General features: G+C 62.7%; 15 protein-coding genes. All 15 read right to left on the reverse strand.

Annotated features, from left to right (window positions below):
- Window positions 1–261: 261 nt before the first annotated feature.
- The gene (locus tag ACP7D4_RS12355; RefSeq protein ID WP_426209341.1) at window positions 262–801 is read right to left on the reverse strand and encodes a phosphoribosyltransferase; all 540 of its coding nucleotides are present in this window, start codon (window positions 799–801) and stop codon (window positions 262–264) included.
- Between the two features lie 9 nt (window positions 802–810).
- Complete coding sequence (locus ACP7D4_RS12360; RefSeq protein WP_426209342.1) at window positions 811–2,124, reverse strand: adenylosuccinate synthase; 1,314 nt, start codon at window positions 2,122–2,124, stop codon at window positions 811–813.
- Window positions 2,125–2,129: 5 nt separating this feature from the next.
- Entirely contained in the window at window positions 2,130–3,284 is a 1,155-nt protein-coding gene (locus ACP7D4_RS12365; protein ID WP_426102510.1) for an ATP phosphoribosyltransferase regulatory subunit, read from the reverse strand.
- Between the two features lie 203 nt (window positions 3,285–3,487).
- Window positions 3,488–4,384: a protease modulator HflC gene (gene hflC / locus ACP7D4_RS12370; RefSeq protein WP_426102508.1), complete on the reverse strand. Its 897-nt coding sequence runs from the start codon at window positions 4,382–4,384 to the stop codon at window positions 3,488–3,490.
- Complete coding sequence (gene hflK / locus ACP7D4_RS12375) at window positions 4,384–5,631, reverse strand: FtsH protease activity modulator HflK (RefSeq protein WP_426102506.1); 1,248 nt, start codon at window positions 5,629–5,631, stop codon at window positions 4,384–4,386. The genes hflC and hflK overlap by 1 nt, the downstream gene beginning before the upstream one ends.
- A complete protein-coding gene (hflX, locus tag ACP7D4_RS12380; protein ID WP_426209343.1) occupies window positions 5,632–6,807 on the reverse strand; it encodes a GTPase HflX in 1,176 nt (391 codons plus the stop codon).
- A gap of 33 nt (window positions 6,808–6,840) precedes the next feature.
- Window positions 6,841–7,077 (reverse strand): RNA chaperone Hfq, encoded by a 237-nt coding sequence (hfq, locus tag ACP7D4_RS12385; RefSeq protein ID WP_106756584.1) that lies wholly within the window; start codon window positions 7,075–7,077, stop codon window positions 6,841–6,843.
- A 177-nt stretch (window positions 7,078–7,254) separates the two neighbouring features.
- On the reverse strand, window positions 7,255–8,598 hold the full coding sequence (der, locus tag ACP7D4_RS12390) for a ribosome biogenesis GTPase Der (protein ID WP_426102501.1): 1,344 nt from the start codon (window positions 8,596–8,598) through the stop codon (window positions 7,255–7,257).
- A 4-nt stretch (window positions 8,599–8,602) separates the two neighbouring features.
- Entirely contained in the window at window positions 8,603–9,757 is a 1,155-nt protein-coding gene (bamB, locus tag ACP7D4_RS12395) for an outer membrane protein assembly factor BamB (RefSeq protein WP_426102499.1), read from the reverse strand.
- Window positions 9,758–9,824: 67 nt separating this feature from the next.
- Window positions 9,825–10,493, reverse strand: a complete 669-nt coding sequence (locus tag ACP7D4_RS12400) for a YfgM family protein (protein WP_426102497.1) — start codon at window positions 10,491–10,493, stop codon at window positions 9,825–9,827.
- A gap of 49 nt (window positions 10,494–10,542) precedes the next feature.
- The gene (gene hisS / locus ACP7D4_RS12405; RefSeq protein ID WP_426209345.1) at window positions 10,543–11,889 is read right to left on the reverse strand and encodes a histidine--tRNA ligase; all 1,347 of its coding nucleotides are present in this window, start codon (window positions 11,887–11,889) and stop codon (window positions 10,543–10,545) included.
- A gap of 110 nt (window positions 11,890–11,999) precedes the next feature.
- Window positions 12,000–13,292 carry a flavodoxin-dependent (E)-4-hydroxy-3-methylbut-2-enyl-diphosphate synthase gene (gene ispG, locus ACP7D4_RS12410; RefSeq protein WP_426102495.1) on the reverse strand — a complete coding sequence of 431 codons (1,293 nt, stop codon included), beginning with the start codon at window positions 13,290–13,292 and terminating at the stop codon, window positions 12,000–12,002.
- 13 nt (window positions 13,293–13,305) lie between these two features.
- Window positions 13,306–14,295 (reverse strand): RodZ domain-containing protein, encoded by a 990-nt coding sequence (locus ACP7D4_RS12415; protein WP_426209347.1) that lies wholly within the window; start codon window positions 14,293–14,295, stop codon window positions 13,306–13,308.
- 13 nt (window positions 14,296–14,308) lie between these two features.
- Window positions 14,309–15,127, reverse strand: a complete 819-nt coding sequence (gene pilW / locus ACP7D4_RS12420) for a type IV pilus biogenesis/stability protein PilW (RefSeq protein WP_426209349.1) — start codon at window positions 15,125–15,127, stop codon at window positions 14,309–14,311.
- Window positions 15,124–16,293: a 23S rRNA (adenine(2503)-C(2))-methyltransferase RlmN gene (gene rlmN / locus ACP7D4_RS12425; RefSeq protein WP_426209350.1), complete on the reverse strand. Its 1,170-nt coding sequence runs from the start codon at window positions 16,291–16,293 to the stop codon at window positions 15,124–15,126. The genes pilW and rlmN overlap by 4 nt, the downstream gene beginning before the upstream one ends.
- Window positions 16,294–16,369 lie beyond the last annotated feature (76 nt).

A 16,369-nucleotide genomic window follows, 5' to 3' on the forward strand; every position in this document is an offset into this window, starting at 1 on the left:
CAACGGTAGAGCGAAGTCACATGGTCCTGTGAACGCCTCGTAGGGCAGAAAAGGGCAAGGCCCGCATTCCGCCATGCGTCTCGGCGGCGCTTCTCGGAATGCGACATACGCGACAACCGACCCTTTGCAACAGCTTCGTCCGCGAGGAGGACGTGACTGCAAAAAAACGGCGGAGGATCTGTCTGATCGTCCGCCGTCGTTGGCTCGTTGTTGGCTCGTTGTTGGCTCGTTGTTGGCTCGTTGTTGGCTCGTTGTTGGCTATTACTGCTCGAATTTCTTCATCCATGCCGCCAGCTGGTGCGGGCGCAGGCCGTCGTAGTCTTCGAACGGCTGGTGAATCCACGGATTGTGCGGCAGCTCTTCCAGAAAATAATCCGGACGGATCGACGAACAGCCCTTGAGCCAGATGACGGCCGATTTGACTTCGGTCACGCCTTCGAAATTGTCGGCCAGGTGACGGGTAACCTTGTCGAGCGTGACGCCCGAATCGGCCAGGTCGTCGACCAGCAAAATTTTGCCGGCCAGCGGGCCCTTGGTCATCGTCATGTACTTGGCGATATCCAGGTCGCCGCGCACGGTGCCTGCTTCTTCGCGGTAGGAGCTGGTCGACAAAATCGCCAGCGGCACATCGAAGATGCGCGAGAACACGTCGCCCGGGCGCACGCCGCCGCGCGCCAGGCACAGCACCTGGTCGAACTTCCAGCCCGATTCATAGACCTTGAGCGCGAGGCGCTCGACAAGCCGGTTGTACTCGTCCCAGGAGACCCACAGGTCATTCTGGGTCGATGGTGGGGTTGTCATGTCAGCTCCTTATTCGAATGGGTGGCGCAGGACGATCGTCTCGACCCGGTCCGGACCGGTGGAGACCATATCGATCGGCACGCCAACCAGTTCTTCGATGCGCTTGATGTAGGCGCGCGCGGTCGCCGGCAGGTCGGCCAGCGACTTGGCGCCGACGGTGCTCTCCGTCCAGCCCGGCATCTCTTCATACACAGGCTGGCAGCGGCCCGCGTCTTCCGCGCCCACCGGGAAAATGTCGACGTCGCGTCCATCGAGCTTGTAGCCGGTGCACAGCTTGAGCGTTTCCACGCCATCGAGCACGTCGAGCTTGGTCAAGCACATGCCGGAGACGCCATTGATCTGGACCGAACGGCGCAGCAGTGCCGCGTCAAACCAGCCGCAGCGGCGCGCGCGGCCGGTGACGGTGCCAAATTCGTGGCCGACCGACGACAAATGGTGGCCGACGCCGGCATCCGTTGGCAGCTCGGACGGGAACGGACCGGAGCCCACGCGCGTGGTGTAAGCCTTGGTGATGCCCAAAATGTAATGCAGCATGCCGGGACCGACGCCGGCGCCGGCCGACGCATTGCCCGCCACGCAGTTCGACGAGGTCACGAACGGATAGGTGCCGTGGTCAACGTCCAGCAAAGAGCCTTGCGCGCCTTCGAACAGCAGGTTGCCGCCGGCCTTGTGCGCCGCGTACAGCGCGGACGAAACGTCGCCGACCATGGGTTTGAGGCGCGGGACCAGGGCCATCGCGTCGTCGAACGTTTTCTGGAAGTCGACCGCGTCGGCCTTCAGGTAATTGGTCAGCACGAAGTTGTGATAGTCGAGGTTTTCGCGCAGCTTTTCGGCGAAGCGCTCTTCATTGAGCATGTCGGCGATGCGAATGGCGCGCCGTGCCACCTTGTCTTCGTAGGCCGGGCCGATGCCCTTGCCGGTGGTGCCGATCTTGTTCACGCCGCGCGCCATTTCACGCGCCACGTCGATGGCGACGTGGTACGGCAGGATCGCGGGGCACGCTTCGGAGATTTTCAGGCGCGACGCGACTTCCACGCCGATCGCTTGCAGCTTGTCGATTTCACGCATGATGTCCGGCACCGACACCACCACACCGTTACCGATGTAGCAGGCCACGCCTTCGCGCATGATGCCCGACGGGATCAGCTGGAGCGCCGTTTTCTGGCCCTTGATGACCAGGGTATGGCCAGCATTGTGCCCGCCCTGGAAGCGCACCACGCCCTGGGCGTGATCGGTGAGCCAGTCGACGATTTTTCCTTTGCCCTCATCGCCCCATTGGGTACCGATGACAACGACGTTCTTTGCCACGTTTTTCTTTGACATCACACTTAGCCTAAGTTTTTAAGAATCCAGTTACTCTCTTCGAGGACGAGTACGCGATCGCACTCGAACTCGTCCTGCTCATTGTCGTGACCCGGCAAACTCTGGATCACCACTTCGCCGCTCTTGCGCAGAGCGGCGATGACGTCACGCAGCTCGGGGGCATTGCCCCACGGAGCGCGGATCGAATGTTTGCGTTCGGCCGTCGGCAACAGGCGCGCCAATTCGCGCAAGTCGAGCGAGAAGCCGGTGGCGGGACGGGCCCGCCCAAAAGCTTCGCCGACGTGATCGTATCGCCCGCCGCGCGCCACCGCATTCGGCAGGCCCGGCACGTACAGCGCGAACATGGCGCCCGACTCGTAGGCATAGCCGCGCAGGTCGGCCAGGTCGATCGCCACTTCGGCGCGGCCAAGGGCGGAACCTGCGAGCGCGGCAAGTTCGGCCAGCGCGCGCGTGATGCCCGGCAGCGCGGGGAGCACGGCGCGTGCCTTGGACAGCACGTCGATGTCGCCGTACAGGTTAGGCAGCGCGAGCAGCGCGGCGCGCGTGTCCGACGCATAGCCGACGCTCAGCGCTTCAAGCCCTGGCGTGTCCTTGGCGCGCAGCAGCGCATACAGCGCCGCTTCGTCCTTGCGGGCGGCGCCGTCGTGTTCAAGCAGCGCGCGCACCAGGCCCGCGTGCGACAGGTCGAGTCGCACGTCGGGAAAGCCTGCCATGGCCAGCGAAGCGAGCGCCAGTTCCTGGATCTCGGCGTCCGCTTCGAGGCCGGCGTGGCCGTAGATCTCGGCGCCGATCTGCAGCGGCTCGCGCGTGGCGTGCAGGCCGCTGGGGCGGGTGTGCAAGACGCTGCCGGCATAGCACAGGCGCGTGACGGAGTCGCGGTTGAGCAGGTGGGCGTCGATGCGCGCGACCTGGGTCGTCATGTCGGCGCGCAGGCCGAGCATGCGCCCCGAAATCTGGTCGACCAGCTTGAAGGTGCGCAGGTCCGTGTCCTTGCCGGCGCCGGTCAGGAGCGACTCAAGGTATTCAAGCAGGGGCGGCATTACCAGCTCGTATCCGTACAGACGGAAGTTATCGAGCATCAGGCGGCGCAACTCCTCGATCTTGCGCGCTTCGGAGGGCAAGACATCGGCGATATGTTCGGGCAGGAGCCAGTTCGGCATGGGCTGGGACGCAGTTAAAAATCGGACAATAGAAAGCACGGGGCGCACGATAAACGGTGCGCCGAACCATCAATTTTACCCGAAAATGGGTGGGGGGATCCAAGAAAAGTTGTCTAGACGTTTGGGGGCGGCAGGATAAGCACCGCACCGCGCGCATCAACCACATCGTCCTCGCGTGCGCGAGGACGATGTGGGTTAAGCGATTACTTCTTCGCCGGCGCGGCGGCGGCAGCGCCGCCAGGACTGCGGAAGTACTTGAAAAATTCCGAATTCGAGTCCAGCACCATGACGTCCCCATGGCTCTTGAAGGTCGCCCGGTAAGCTTCAAGCGAGCGGTAGAATTTGTAGAATTCCGGGCTCTTGCCAAACGCGTCGGCGTAGATCCTGGATGCTTCGGCGTCGCCCTCGCCCTTGATCTTCTCGGCGTTGGCAAAGGCCTTGGCCATGATCTCGGTGCGCTTGCGGTCCGCTTCGGCGCGCAGCGCTTCAGATTCAGCAATACCAGTCGAACGCTGCTCGTTGGCGGCCTTCACGCGCTCGGCCTTCATGCGCTCGTAGACCGACGCATTGATCGCCTCGGCGTAGTCGACCCGCTTGAGGCGCACGTCGACAATGGCGATGCCCACTTCCTTGGCGTCGACCACGACCTTGGTCTGGATCGCATCCATGACCTTGGCCCGTTCGCCGGAAATCATGTCGTGCACGGTGCGCTTGGTGATTTCAGCGTTCAGCGCTGACTTGACGATCTGCGCCAGCCGATTGTTGGCGCGCGCTTCGTCGCCGTTGAAGCTGATGTAATACAGCTTCGGGTCGATGATGCGCCACTTCACGAATGCGTCGACCATGATGTTCTGCTTTTCGGCCGTGATGAAGCGCTCGGCGTCGGGCGTGTCGAGCGTGAGCGTGCGCTTGTCGAGGTAGACCACGTTCTGGAACGGTGGCGGCATCTTGAAGTACAGGCCGGGCTGGGCGATGACTTCGCCCATTTTGCCAAACGAGAACGTGACCGCATACTGCTTCTGGTTGACCACGAAGACGGTCGACGACAGGATCATGAGCGCGATGATGCCCGTGACGATGAAGGTAAGGATGCGGTTCATTAGCGGATCTCCCGTTCGCGTGTGGATTCGCGACTACGGTTGTCGCGCTGGCGCACCGAGTCGATCGGCTGCGCCAGTTCGGACGGCAGCGGCGCACTCAAGACCGGACCGGACTTGGCGCCCACCGCGCTGTCATTGGCTGCAGTTTGCGCAATCAGCTTGTCGAGCGGCAGATACAGCATGTTGTTGTTGGCCTTGGCGTCCACCAGCACTTTGCTGGCGCTGGTGAAAATCTGCTGCATGGTGTCGAGGTACATGCGGTCGCGCGTGACGGCCGGCGCCTTCTGGTACTCGGCATACACCTGGCTAAAGCGCGCCGCGTTACCGGTGGCGTTCTCGGTGACCATGATGCGGTAGGCTTCGGCATCCTTGACCAGGCGGATCGCAGCGCCTTCTGCCTTGGGCAGCACGTCGTTGGCATAGGCTTCGCCGTCGTTCTTGGCCTTTGCCTTGTCCTGGTTGGCCTTGTTGACGTCCTCGAAAGCGCCTTGCACCTGCTCGGGCGGCTGCACGGTCTGCATGGTCACGTTGGTGACCAGTACGCCAAGCTTGTACTCATTGACCAGCGACTGCATGATGGTCTTGGTGTCGAGGGCGATCTTGTCGCGCCCGCCATAAAGCACGAAGTCGGTCTTGTTCTGGCCGACCACTTCGCGGATCGCGCTTTCGGCAACCTGGCGCACGGTTTCTTCGCGCTCCTTGTTGTTGTACAGCCATTCGATCGGGTCCTTGAGCGTGTACTGCACCGCGAACTGCACGTCCACGATGTTGGCGTCGTCGGTGAGCATCAGCGCTTCGGCCGGCGTGCGCTGGCGCGACGTGCCCCGGTAGCCGATTTCCTCGGTGCGCACCTGCGACACGTTGACCGTCTCGTGGGCCTGGAACGGCGCCGGCCAGCGCCAGTTCAGGCCGGACCTGGCGGTATGGCTGATGGCGCCAAAGGTGGTGACCACGCCCACGTGCCCTTCCTGGACAATGAAGGTGCCGCTGGCCAGCCAGATGAAGCCGGCAATAATGCCAATCAGGCCGGCGGTGACCCTGGCGCCCTTGGCGTCGGGGCGGTAGCCGCCGGGGCCGGGGCCGCTGCCGTCATTGCGCGCGCTGAACAGGCGGTTCAGGCGGGCGTTGAAGTCGCGCCACAACTGGTCCAGGTCCGGCGGACCTTCGCCCGGCTTTTTGCCGTCCTGCTGCGTGGGATGGTTGGGCGACGGTTTCAAACCGAGGCGATTAAGTAGTGAAGCAAGCATCTATCGTGGTCCGACATTGGTGGAGGTTTGCGTTTCGGCCGGCTCTGCATCGTTCATAGAGTCCGGTTCGGCTTCGTCCTGCTCTTGATAAAGGTGACTCTGTCCAGGCGCCGCGCGCGCCATTTCGACGACCGACTCGCGCAACAGGTCGAGTCCGGCGCCGGTATGGGCGCTGATGAACACGCGGCTGATCTTGCCGTCTTCGGCGCGTTCCACGGCCGGCTCCAGGCCCGCCGCGTCGATCTTGTTCCAGACCAGGATCTGGGGAATATGATCGGCGCCGATTTCCTTGAGCACCAGGTTGACCTGCTCGATCTGTTCCATGCGCACGGGACTGGCGGCGTCGACCACATGCAGCAGCAGGTCGGCGTGGATGGTTTCTTCGAGCGTGGCGCGGAAAGCGGCCACCAGCTGGTGCGGCAGTTCGCGCACGAAACCGACGGTGTCGGAAAAGACCACGTTGCCGCAGTCTTCGCCCAGGTACACGCGGCGGCTGGTGGTGTCGAGCGTGGCAAAGAGCTGGTTGGCGACATACACGCCAGCTTTGGTGAGCGCATTGAACAGCGTCGACTTGCCGGCATTGGTGTAGCCGACCAGCGACACGGAAAAGGTATGGCTCTTGCCGCGCGCGCGGCGCTGCGTTTCGTGCTGCTTGCGCAGCTTGGCCAGGCGCGCGCGCAAGGCCTTGACGCGTTCGCCGATCAGGCGGCGGTCGGTCTCGAGCTGGGTTTCGCCAGGGCCGCGCAGGCCGATACCGCCCTTTTGGCGTTCAAGGTGGGTCCAGCCGCGGATCAGGCGCGTGGCCAGGTGCTGCAGCTGGGCCAGCTCGACTTGCAGCTTGCCCTCGTGGCTCTTGGCGCGCTGCGCGAAGATGTCGAGGATCAGGCTGGTACGGTCGAGCACGCGGATATTGATGCGTTTTTCAAGATTGCGCTGCTGGGCGGGCGACAGCGCATGGTTGAAGATGACGATTTCAATGTTCTGGTCCACGCACGCCTGGCCAATTTCGTCAGCCTTGCCGCTGCCTACGAAGTAGGCGGCGTCAGGACTGGCGCGCTTGGCGGTAATGGTGGTGATGGGGATGGCGCCTGCCGACTGCGCAAGCAGCGACAGTTCTTCCACGCTTGCGTTAAAGTCGCCGGCGCCGAAATCGATGCCAACTAGTGCAGCGCGCATAGGCCTCCCGCCGGAGCAGTGACGCCCATGGGCTTACTCAGCTTCTGGATCAAGATTGAGATTGACAGCGCGTGCCGGTACGACGGTCGAGATTGCATGCTTGTACACCATCTGGGTGACGGTGTTACGCAGCAACACGACATATTGATCGAAAGATTCGATATGTCCCTGCAGTTTGATGCCGTTGACCAGGTAGATCGAAACGGGTACGTGCTCCTTGCGCAAGGCATTAAGGAATGGGTCTTGTAACAGTTGCCCTTTGTTGCTCATAACAGCTCCGTGATGTTGTTGTAGTTAAGAATTGGAGGCGACTCGCGAGTTTTCAAGTGCCCGGGGCATCATTCTCAGATCGTGAATGATGTCTTTGAGCCACTGTAACCTGTTTTACTAAAACCTGTCGTTTGAGCGGCTTACTTTCCACCCTTACTTTCCACCCTTACTTTCCCCTTACTTCGCACCCTTGGCGAATGGATTCTTACCCATCCGTAATTCGATACGCAGCGGCGTACCGACCAGGTTGAACGTATCGCGGAAATGCTTTTCCAGGTAACGCTTGTAGGGCTCGCCGATGGCATTCAAGGCATTGCCGTGGATGACGATGATCGGTGGATTTTGCCCGCCCTGGTGAGCATAACGCATTTTAGGACGGATCGAGCCGTGGCGGCGCGGCTCCTGCTTTTCGACCGCCTCGATCAAGGCGCGCGTCAGGCGCGGCGTCGACAGGTCGGCCGTGGCGGCGGCGTAGGCCGCGTCCACCGACTTCATCATGGGCGCGATGCCCTGCGACTTCAGTGCAGAAATAAAATGGGTTTTCGCGAACGACAGGAAATCGAGTTTGCGGTCGAGGTCGATCTTGATCTCGTCGCGCTGGTCAGACTGCAAGCCGTCCCATTTGTTGACGGCCACCACCAGCGCGCGGCCGGACTCCAGGATGAAGCCGGCAATGTGAGCGTCTTGCTCCGAGATGTCCTGCTGGGCGTCGAGCAGCAAAATGACGACGTTCGCTTCCGAGATCGATTGCAGCGTCTTGACGACCGAAAACTTCTCGATCGCTTCAAACACCTTGCCGCGGCGGCGGATGCCGGCCGTATCGATCAGCGTATATTTTTTGCCTTCGCGCTCGAACGGCACTTCGATCGAGTCGCGCGTGGTGCCCGGCATGTCAAAGGCAATCACGCGCTCTTCGCCCACCAGCGTATTGATCAAGGTGGACTTGCCCACGTTGGGGCGCCCGACGATGGCAATCTTGATGCCGCGGTCGGCTTTTTCGAGTTCTTCCGGTTCGTCCGGGCGCGAGGCGAACGCTTCATTGAGCGCTTCCTCGACCAGGTCGACGACGCCGTCGCCGTGGGCGGCGGAAATCACGTACGGGTCGCCCATGCCAAGCTCGTAGAACTCGGCCACGACGGCGGTGTACTTCATGCCCTCGCCCTTGTTCACCACCAGCATGACCTTGCGGCCCGACTTGCGCAGAAAATCGGTGATGGTCTTGTCATGCGGCGTCAAGCCCTGACGGCCGTCGACGATGAAGACGACCACGTCCGCTTCAGCGACAGCCTGCTTGGTCTGCAAGGCCATCTGGAACATGATGCCCTCTTTGGCCACGGGCTCGAAACCGCCCGTGTCGATGACCAGGAACGGACGTTCGCCGATGCGGCCTTCGCCGTAGTGGCGGTCGCGCGTGAGACCTGGCTGATCGGCCACGAGCGCATCGCGCGAGCGGGTGAGGCGATTGAATAAGGTCGATTTCCCGACGTTGGGGCGACCAACTAGTGCTATTACCGGCTTCATGGTGTTATTCGACCGCGATGGCGGTCACTGTCCCAGATTGTGTTTGAAAAATCAGATTCGAGCCGACCACCAGCGGTTGCGAGGTGATCGCGCTCCCGTCAGTTGCCGCGCGAGCTAAAAATGCGCCATCTTCCCGTGACAGGAAGTGGATGAAACCCTGGTAGTCGCCCACCGCGATGGCGCGGCCGTACGACACCGGCGTGGAGACGCTGCGAAAACCAAGCTTGTCGTTCTTCCAGACCGACGCGCCGCCTTCGCGGCTGAAGGCCGACACGGCGCCCTTGTCGTCGACGGCGAACACGAAACGCTGGTCGACCGCCACGCCCACGTTGGACGACAGTTCCTTGGTCCAGCGCGGCGCGCCGGTGGCCACGTCAAAGCAGCCTACACGGCCTTGGTAGGACGCGGCGCACACGTCGCTGTCAAACAGCACAGGCGCCCCGCCAATGTCGGTGATGCGTTCCAGTTCGGTGGCGCCGCGCGGCTCGCCCACAGCCGTTTCCCAGCGTGGTGCGCCGGTGGCCAGGTTGAGCGCGAGCAGCTTGCCGCCGGGCTGGGCGATGATGATTTCCTTGCCGACGACGACCATGCCGGGCGCGCCGCGCAAGGTCAGCGGTGGCGACACGCGCTGCACGACCCATTTCTGCTTGCCGCTGACGACGTCGAAGGCGACGATGCGGTTGTCGATCGAGCGCACTACGACCACGCCTTCGGCCACCACCGGCGAGGACAGCACTTCGCTGGACGCCTGCGCCTTCCACAAGGCCTTGCCGTTCATGTCGAACGTCAGGATCATGCCCTTGGTGCCGCCAACGGCGATCAGGCTGCCGTCCGAGCCGACACCGGCAGTCAGGCCGGTGTCGGTCTTGATGCGCCACATCTGGCGACCGCTTGCCGCTTCCACACGCGCCAGGGCGCCGCCGGCGCCGGCCAGCACCACCGTGTTGCCCACGATGGCTGGGGTAAAGACATAGTTGTCGGCCTTGCCCATGTCGAGCTTCCAGGCGGTGCGCACGGCCATCGAGCCCTTGAGTTCGACCAGCTTGGCGGGCTGGTTGCCCTTGCCCTTGCTGGCGAACGGATTGAGCGAACTTAAGGTCGAGCAGCCGGCCATCATGGCCAACATGCCGATGCCGACAAGCTTCTGGGTAATACGCATAGTGTTTAACCTTGTTCTATGACTGTCTATGACGGGTAGTAAATGCAGCCGCAGCAAAAGCTGGCGATTACGCTGCAGCCTTGGGCGCAGCGGCAGCGTCGGCCGGCACCACGCCGCCGATGGCTTCCAGCTTCATTTCGACCAGGCGGCGGCCAGGATTTTTCTTGTCCATCGCGCCAAGGGCGGCCAGGTAGGCGGCGCGCGCTTCGTTCACCTTGTTCTGGGCCACCAGCACGTCGCCCTTGCGGTCGGCTACCGCGCCGGCAAATTGGGCCATGATCGGGGTTGCCAGCAGCGCCAGTGCTTCATCATAGGCTTTTTCGTCGAGCAGCACGCCGGACAGGCGCAGCTTGGCGATCGCCTTGTATTCGTCGCTGCCGTTGGCGGCGACCCATTGCAACTGGGCCTTGGCCGCTTTCAGGTCGCCGGCGTCAAAGGCGCTCTTGGCCGCGGCCAGCGCGCTCATCTGAGCGTAACTGCTGCCCTTGAACTTGCCCTGGATGTCGCCGGCCACGCGCTGCACCTGGACATTGTCTTTCGCTTCGAGCGCCGTCTGCAGGTTGTTGTACAGGGTCGAGGCGCCGAGCGCTTCGTTGCGCTGGTGGTAGTTCCAGTAATTGTAGGCCGCGTAGGCGCCCAGCACCGCGATCAAGCCCCAGGTGATCAGGTTGCCGAATTTTTTCCAGAACGCCTGCAGGGAGGCGAGTTGTTCTTGTTCTTCGAGATCGTATGCCATGGTCGTGTCGTGTAGTTAAGTGGGTGGGTCAAAGCTTAGCGAGCTTGGCTTAGTGGTGATAGTGCACGTGGTCGTGATCATGGTCGTGGCCACCGACGATCTGGTCCACGAGGTAGTCGACCACTTCATCGAACGGCACGCTCGCTTGCTGCTTGTCCTTGTCAACTTCGCGCATCGCTTTCACCACCGCGGTGGCGTTGGCGATTTCATCGTCGCCCAGGATCACGGCAAAGGCGGCGCCGCTGCCGTCGGCCTTTTTCATCTGGTTCTTGAAGCTTCCCGGACCGCTCGCAGCCGCGCAATGTAGCACAACATCGAGACCGGCATCGCGAATTCTCTCGGCCAGCACAAAGGCTTGCATCTGCGCCGCTTCGCCCTGGTGCACCATATACACGTCGCATACGCCCGGATCGGCCATCTCGCCGGCGCTTTTCATCAGCATGATCAGGCGCTCGATGCCCATGGCAAAACCGACCGCGGGCGTACTCTTGCCGCCGAACGATTCGATCAAAGGATCGTAGCGCCCGCCCGCGCACACCGTGCCCTGCGCGCCCAGCTGGTCGGTAACCCATTCGAACACGGTGCGGTTGTAGTAGTCCAGCCCGCGCACCAAGCGCGGGTTGACCGTGTACGGAATGTTGTTATGGTCGAGGATGCGCTTGACGCCGTCGAAGTGGGCGATCGATTCGGCTTCGAGGTAGTCGAGCAGCTTGGGCGCATTGTTCACCAGCTCCTGCATGGCAGGGTTCTTGGTGTCGAGGATGCGCAGCGGATTGGCGTGCAAGCGATTCTTGGCCTCAAGGTCGAGCTGGTCGATGTGCGCTTCGAAGTACGCGATCAGGTCGGCGCGGTGGCGGTGGCGCTCGGGCGCGTCGCCGATCGAGTTCAGTTCGAGGCGGATGTTTTCCAGGCCCAGGTCATCCCACAGGCGGCGGCACAGCATGATCATTTCGGCGTCGATGTCGGGACCGGCAAAGCCGATCGCCTCGGCGCCCACCTGGAAGAACTGGCGGTAGCGGCCCGCCTGCATCTTTTCGTGGCGGAACATCGGACCCTTGTACCAGACGCGCTTGGGGCCGTCGTAGGCCAGGTTGTGCTCGATGACCGAGCGCACCACGCCGGCCGTGCCTTCGGGGCGCAGTGTGAGGGCGTCGCCGTTCATGGCGTCGGTGAAGGAATACATTTCCTTTTCGACGATGTCGGTCACCGCGCCGATGGCGCGCTTGAACAGCGCCGTGTCTTCGACGATCGGCGTGACGATCTTTTGGAAGCCGTAGCTTTTCAAGACCGAGTGCACGGTGTTTTCAAACAACTCCCACAGTGGCGCTTCGGCCGGCAGGATGTCGTTCATGCCTTTGACGTGGGTGATCTTTTCAGGTTTTTTATTTTCGGACATCATTATCTTCGTGTAGACACATCGTCCTCGCGAACGCGGGGACCCAGAGAACCGTTGCTCTGAGCCAAAGTTCCATGGATCCCCGCGTGCGCGAGGACGATGTGCTGTGGCTAACTCGAGTCTGCAACAGCAACTTCTTCTTTACCGTAATTGGTTTGCACGTACTTCAGCACGATCGCCTGGAATTCTTCCACGATGCGCTCGCCGCGCAGCGTGACGACCTTCTGGCCATCGACAAACACGGGCGCCGCGGGCGACTCGCCCGTGCCCGGCAAACTGATGCCGATGTTGGCGTGTTTTGACTCTCCCGGACCGTTGACGATGCAACCCATCACGGCCACATTCATCCCCTCCACGCCCGGATACGCCTTTTTCCATTCAGGCATCTGCTCGCGCAGATAGGTCTGGATGTTGTCGGCCAATTCCTGGAACGTGGTCGACGTGGTGCGACCGCAGCCCGGGCAGGCAATCACCATGGGCGCGAACTTGCGCAAACCCATGGTCTGCAAAATCTCCTGGCCGACGATCACTTCGCGCGTGCGGTCGCCCCCCGGTTCCGGCGTGAGCGAAATGCGGATCGTGTCGCCAATGCCTTCTTGCAGCAGCACCGACAGCGCCGCCGTCGAGGCGACAATGCCCTTGCTGCCCATGCCGGCCTCGGTCAGACCAAGGTGCAATGGGTAGTCGCAGCGGCGCGCCAGTTCGCGGTACACGGCGATCAGGTCTTGTACGCCCGACACTTTGCACGACAAAATGATCTTGTCGCGCGCCAGGCCAATTTCTTCGGCGCGCACGGCATTCTCGATGGCGGACGTGATCAAGGCTTCGTACATCACCGCCTGCGCACTCCATGGCTGCGCGCGGCCGGCGTTTTCATCCATGATGCGCGCCAGCAGCGACTGGTCCAGGCTGCCCCAGTTCACGCCAATGCGCACCGGCTTGTCGTACTGCGCGGCCAGTTCGATCATTTGCGCAAACTGGGTGTCGCGCTTGGCGCCCTGCCCCACGTTGCCTGGATTGATGCGGTACTTCGACAGCGCGCGCGCGCACTCGGGATAGTCGCGCAGCAGCGTGTGGCCGTTGTAATGGAAGTCGCCCACCAGCGGCACGTCGATTTCCATCTTATCGAGCTGTTCGCGGATCAGCGGCACGGCTTGCGCCGCTTCCGGACGGTCAACCGTGATGCGCACCATCTCGGAGCCGGCCCGGGCCAGCTCCTTGACCTGGATCGCGGTGCCGATCACGTCGGCCGTGTCGGTATTGGTCATCGACTGGATCACAATCGGGGCGTCGCCGCCCACCCACACCTTGCGCTCGCCGTGCGCAACCAGCACGCTGCGGCTGGCGCGGCGCGCCAGCGGACCGGCAGGAATGGCCATATTTAAAGAAGACACGGATACCATAAGCAAGAACCTGTTACTGGAGTTTGACGCGCGCAACGCGCCCGCCCGGCGTTGCCGGCAGGGGTACGGCGACGCCGCGCAAGGTGGCATCGACCGCGCTCGGTTTGCCAACAATAAGCATGGCCGGCTCGCCCACGGTGACGGTTTCAATGGTGCCGCCCTTGACCATGCGCGAAAACAGGACCGGGCCTTTTTTCAGGGGCCGCACTTCGACCCATGAATCTTCGCGCACGCTCAAGATCAGCGCATTGGGCGAACCTGGTGCACCTGCCGCAGCGGGCGCCGCGCCGGCAGTGGTGGCGGCGACAGGCGGCGCCACGCCGGCCGGGGTATTGGCCGTCACGCTCGCCGCGCCCGGCGTGGTGACCGGAGGCACCGAGATGAGCGGGACGGCATTGTTGATCACCGGAGGATGAGCGTCAACGGGTTTGGCGTCGGTTGGCGCGTCGGCGCCGCTGGGCAGAGCCTGGCCCGAGGCGGGCGACGGCAGCACCGTCACGGTGGCGTCGGCCGGCGTGGTGTTGCTCGCCGCGCCCGGCGCGGCGGCGCCGAACAGGCTGCCGGGCACCAAGCCAAATTGCCACGCGGCAGCGGCGGCGGCAATCACCAGCACAGCGCCGCCGATCAGGCCGAGTGGCAACTTGCTGGTGCGCTTGCCATTGCTGGGAAAGCGCGTCTGCGAAAACGAGGCCGGCTTGTCGCGCCGGATGACGGACGGCGAGGTGTCCGGCGCCGGGCTGGCCTGCGCGATCTGCGCCACCAGCGGGACGGGGTCAAGCTTGACGACCTTGGCATAGGCGCGCACGAAGCCGCGCACCACGGCTGGCGGAGGCAAATTGGCGTAGTCGCCCTGCTCGAGCGCCTGCACCTGGCGCACCGCCAGTTTTAACTGATCTGCTACCTGCTCCACCGTCCAGCCCATCGCTTCGCGCTGCGCTGCAAGGGTTTTGCCTGGAATGCCACCGTTATCCGGCACCGGCGGATCGACCCGTTCTGCACTCATCATGTTCCCTGTCTCACTCATCAAAGGCACCACGCTGGAAGGCGGCGAACTCGGGCGAGCTGGCGTGACGGCGCCGCAATTGCGTTCCCAGGCTCGTCACATTGTCTGCTTCGCCGAGCTTGCGCTCGATCCGGATCGCCAGCCACAGCACGTCGGCGCTCATTGCCTCAGGCTTGGTCTGCGCCTTGAGCATGTTCAAATAAAATCCGGCGCGCGCATAGTCGCGCCGCTGGTAGGCCACCCGCGCCAGGCCTGCCTGGACGGTGGGAAAATCAGGGTCCAGCCGCAGCGCGCTGGTGAAATAGCGCTCGGCCACGTCGTACTGCTTCATTTTCAGGGCGCAGCCGCCGGCATTGGCCATCGCCTTGACGGGCGAGGCATACTTGGGATTCTTGAGCGCGATATCGAATTGCGCCATGGCCGGCGCAAAGCGCCCGGTCTGGCACAAAAAGGAGCCATAGTTGTTGTTCAGGTCGGCGTTGCCTGGCGCCAGGCGCATTGCGCGCTGGTAGTTTTCTTCGGCCAGGGCTGTTTCGCCCATCGCCGTGTAAATCAGAGCGCGCACGCTGTAGGCGTCGGACAGTTCCGGGTCAGCCATCAGCGCCTGCTTGATTTCGTCGAGCGCGACTTCGTAATTGCCGCCCTGGTAGTAACCGACGGCCAGTTGCAGGCGGATATTGGCGCGCTTGTCGGTCGAGGTCAGGTCGGACGCCGTCTTGAGCTCGGCCGTGCTGCCGCTCGAGCCCGACTTGGAAGCGCAGCCAGCCAGCGCCACCGCCAGCACGAACAGCGCCAGGCGTGGCATGCCATCAACTACTCCGGCGCGGTTCAAGAAGGAATCTCCACGATGCGCCCGAAGTCGGCGCCAAATTTTTTCTGGTATTCGGCCATTTTTTCCATACGCTCCTGCACCCGAGTGCGGTCTTGTACTTCACCGGCCAGCTGGCCGCATGCGGCGTCGATATCGTCGCCCCTGGTCTTGCGAATGGTCGTGACGATGCCGGCGTCCATCAGGATCTGGGCAAAAGCCTTGATGCGCGGATTCTTGGAACGCAACAGGCCAGACTCCGGAAACGGATTGAATGGAATCAGGTTGAACTTGCACGAGACGCCCACCTGGCGGTCGAGCACCAGCGCCACCAGTTCGCGCGCATTGTCGTCGCTGTCGTTGACGCCGTCGAGCATGCAGTATTCAAACGTGATGAAGTCGCGCGGGGCGAATTCAAGGTAGCGCTTGCAGGCTGCCATCAGTTCGCGCAGCGGGTATTTTTTATTCAGCGGCACCAGGGAGTCGCGCAGCGCGTCGTTCGAGGCGTGCAGCGAGACCGCCAGCGCGACCGGCACTTCCTGGGACAGCTTGTCGATCATGGGCACCACGCCCGAGGTCGAGAGCGTGACGCGGCGGCGCGACAAGCCGTAAGCGTTGTCGTCGAGCATGAGCTTGAGGGCGGTGACGGTCGGCTCGAAATTGAGCAGCGGCTCGCCCATGCCCATCATGACGACGTTGGTGATCTGGCGCTCGCCCTTGGGGCCGGGTTCGATGCCCTTGGTGCGGCGCAGTTCGAATTCGGCCATCCACAGCTGCCCGATGATTTCAGACACCGACAGGTTGCGGTTGAAGCCCTGCTTGCCGGTCGAGCAAAAGCGGCAGTTGACGGCGCAGCCGGCCTGGGTGGAAATGCACAGCGTGCCGCGGTTTTCTTCCGGGATGAACACGGTTTCGACGGCGTTGCCGTTGCCCACGTCGACCAGCCACTTGCGCGTGCCGTCAAGCGAGGTATTGTCGCTGACAATGGCCGGGGCGCGCACTTCGGCGCGCGTGGCCAGCTTGTCGCGCAGCGACTTGGCCAGGTCGGTCATGGAATCGAAGTCGCTGGCGCCGAACTGGTGGATCCAGCGCTGCAATTGTTTGGCGCGGAAAGGCTTCTCACCCAAGTCGGCGCAATAAGCGACGAGTTGCGCGGGATCGAAGTCCAGCAGGTTGGTGAGCGTGGTCATATTCAGTATTCCAAAAAAGCCGTTCCGGCGCGATAGCGCAGGCAACGGCGGCAGTGAGGGGCGCCAAAGTCAAGCG

The organism is Massilia sp. TWP1-3-3 (assembly GCF_049897805.1).
Taxonomy (GTDB): domain Bacteria; phylum Pseudomonadota; class Gammaproteobacteria; order Burkholderiales; family Burkholderiaceae_D; genus Telluria_A.

Coding starts and splice junctions, on each gene's coding strand:
- hfq (WP_106756584.1), bottom strand. CDS start 7,077: ATGAGCAACAAAGGGCAACTGTTACAAGACCCATTCCTTAATGCCTTG.
- hflK (WP_426102506.1), bottom strand. CDS start 5,631: ATGCTTGCTTCACTACTTAATCGCCTCGGTTTGAAACCGTCGCCCAAC.
- ACP7D4_RS12360 (WP_426209342.1), bottom strand. CDS start 2,124: ATGTCAAAGAAAAACGTGGCAAAGAACGTCGTTGTCATCGGTACCCAA.
- ACP7D4_RS12355 (WP_426209341.1), bottom strand. CDS start 801: ATGACAACCCCACCATCGACCCAGAATGACCTGTGGGTCTCCTGGGAC.
- hflX (WP_426209343.1), bottom strand. CDS start 6,807: ATGCGCGCTGCACTAGTTGGCATCGATTTCGGCGCCGGCGACTTTAAC.
- rlmN (WP_426209350.1), bottom strand. CDS start 16,293: ATGACCACGCTCACCAACCTGCTGGACTTCGATCCCGCGCAACTCGTC.
- hflC (WP_426102508.1), bottom strand. CDS start 4,384: ATGAACCGCATCCTTACCTTCATCGTCACGGGCATCATCGCGCTCATG.
- ispG (WP_426102495.1), bottom strand. CDS start 13,292: ATGGTATCCGTGTCTTCTTTAAATATGGCCATTCCTGCCGGTCCGCTG.
- ACP7D4_RS12400 (WP_426102497.1), bottom strand. CDS start 10,493: ATGGCATACGATCTCGAAGAACAAGAACAACTCGCCTCCCTGCAGGCG.
- ACP7D4_RS12415 (WP_426209347.1), bottom strand. CDS start 14,295: ATGAGTGCAGAACGGGTCGATCCGCCGGTGCCGGATAACGGTGGCATT.
- ACP7D4_RS12365 (WP_426102510.1), bottom strand. CDS start 3,284: ATGCCGAACTGGCTCCTGCCCGAACATATCGCCGATGTCTTGCCCTCC.
- bamB (WP_426102499.1), bottom strand. CDS start 9,757: ATGCGTATTACCCAGAAGCTTGTCGGCATCGGCATGTTGGCCATGATG.
- der (WP_426102501.1), bottom strand. CDS start 8,598: ATGAAGCCGGTAATAGCACTAGTTGGTCGCCCCAACGTCGGGAAATCG.
- hisS (WP_426209345.1), bottom strand. CDS start 11,889: ATGTCCGAAAATAAAAAACCTGAAAAGATCACCCACGTCAAAGGCATG.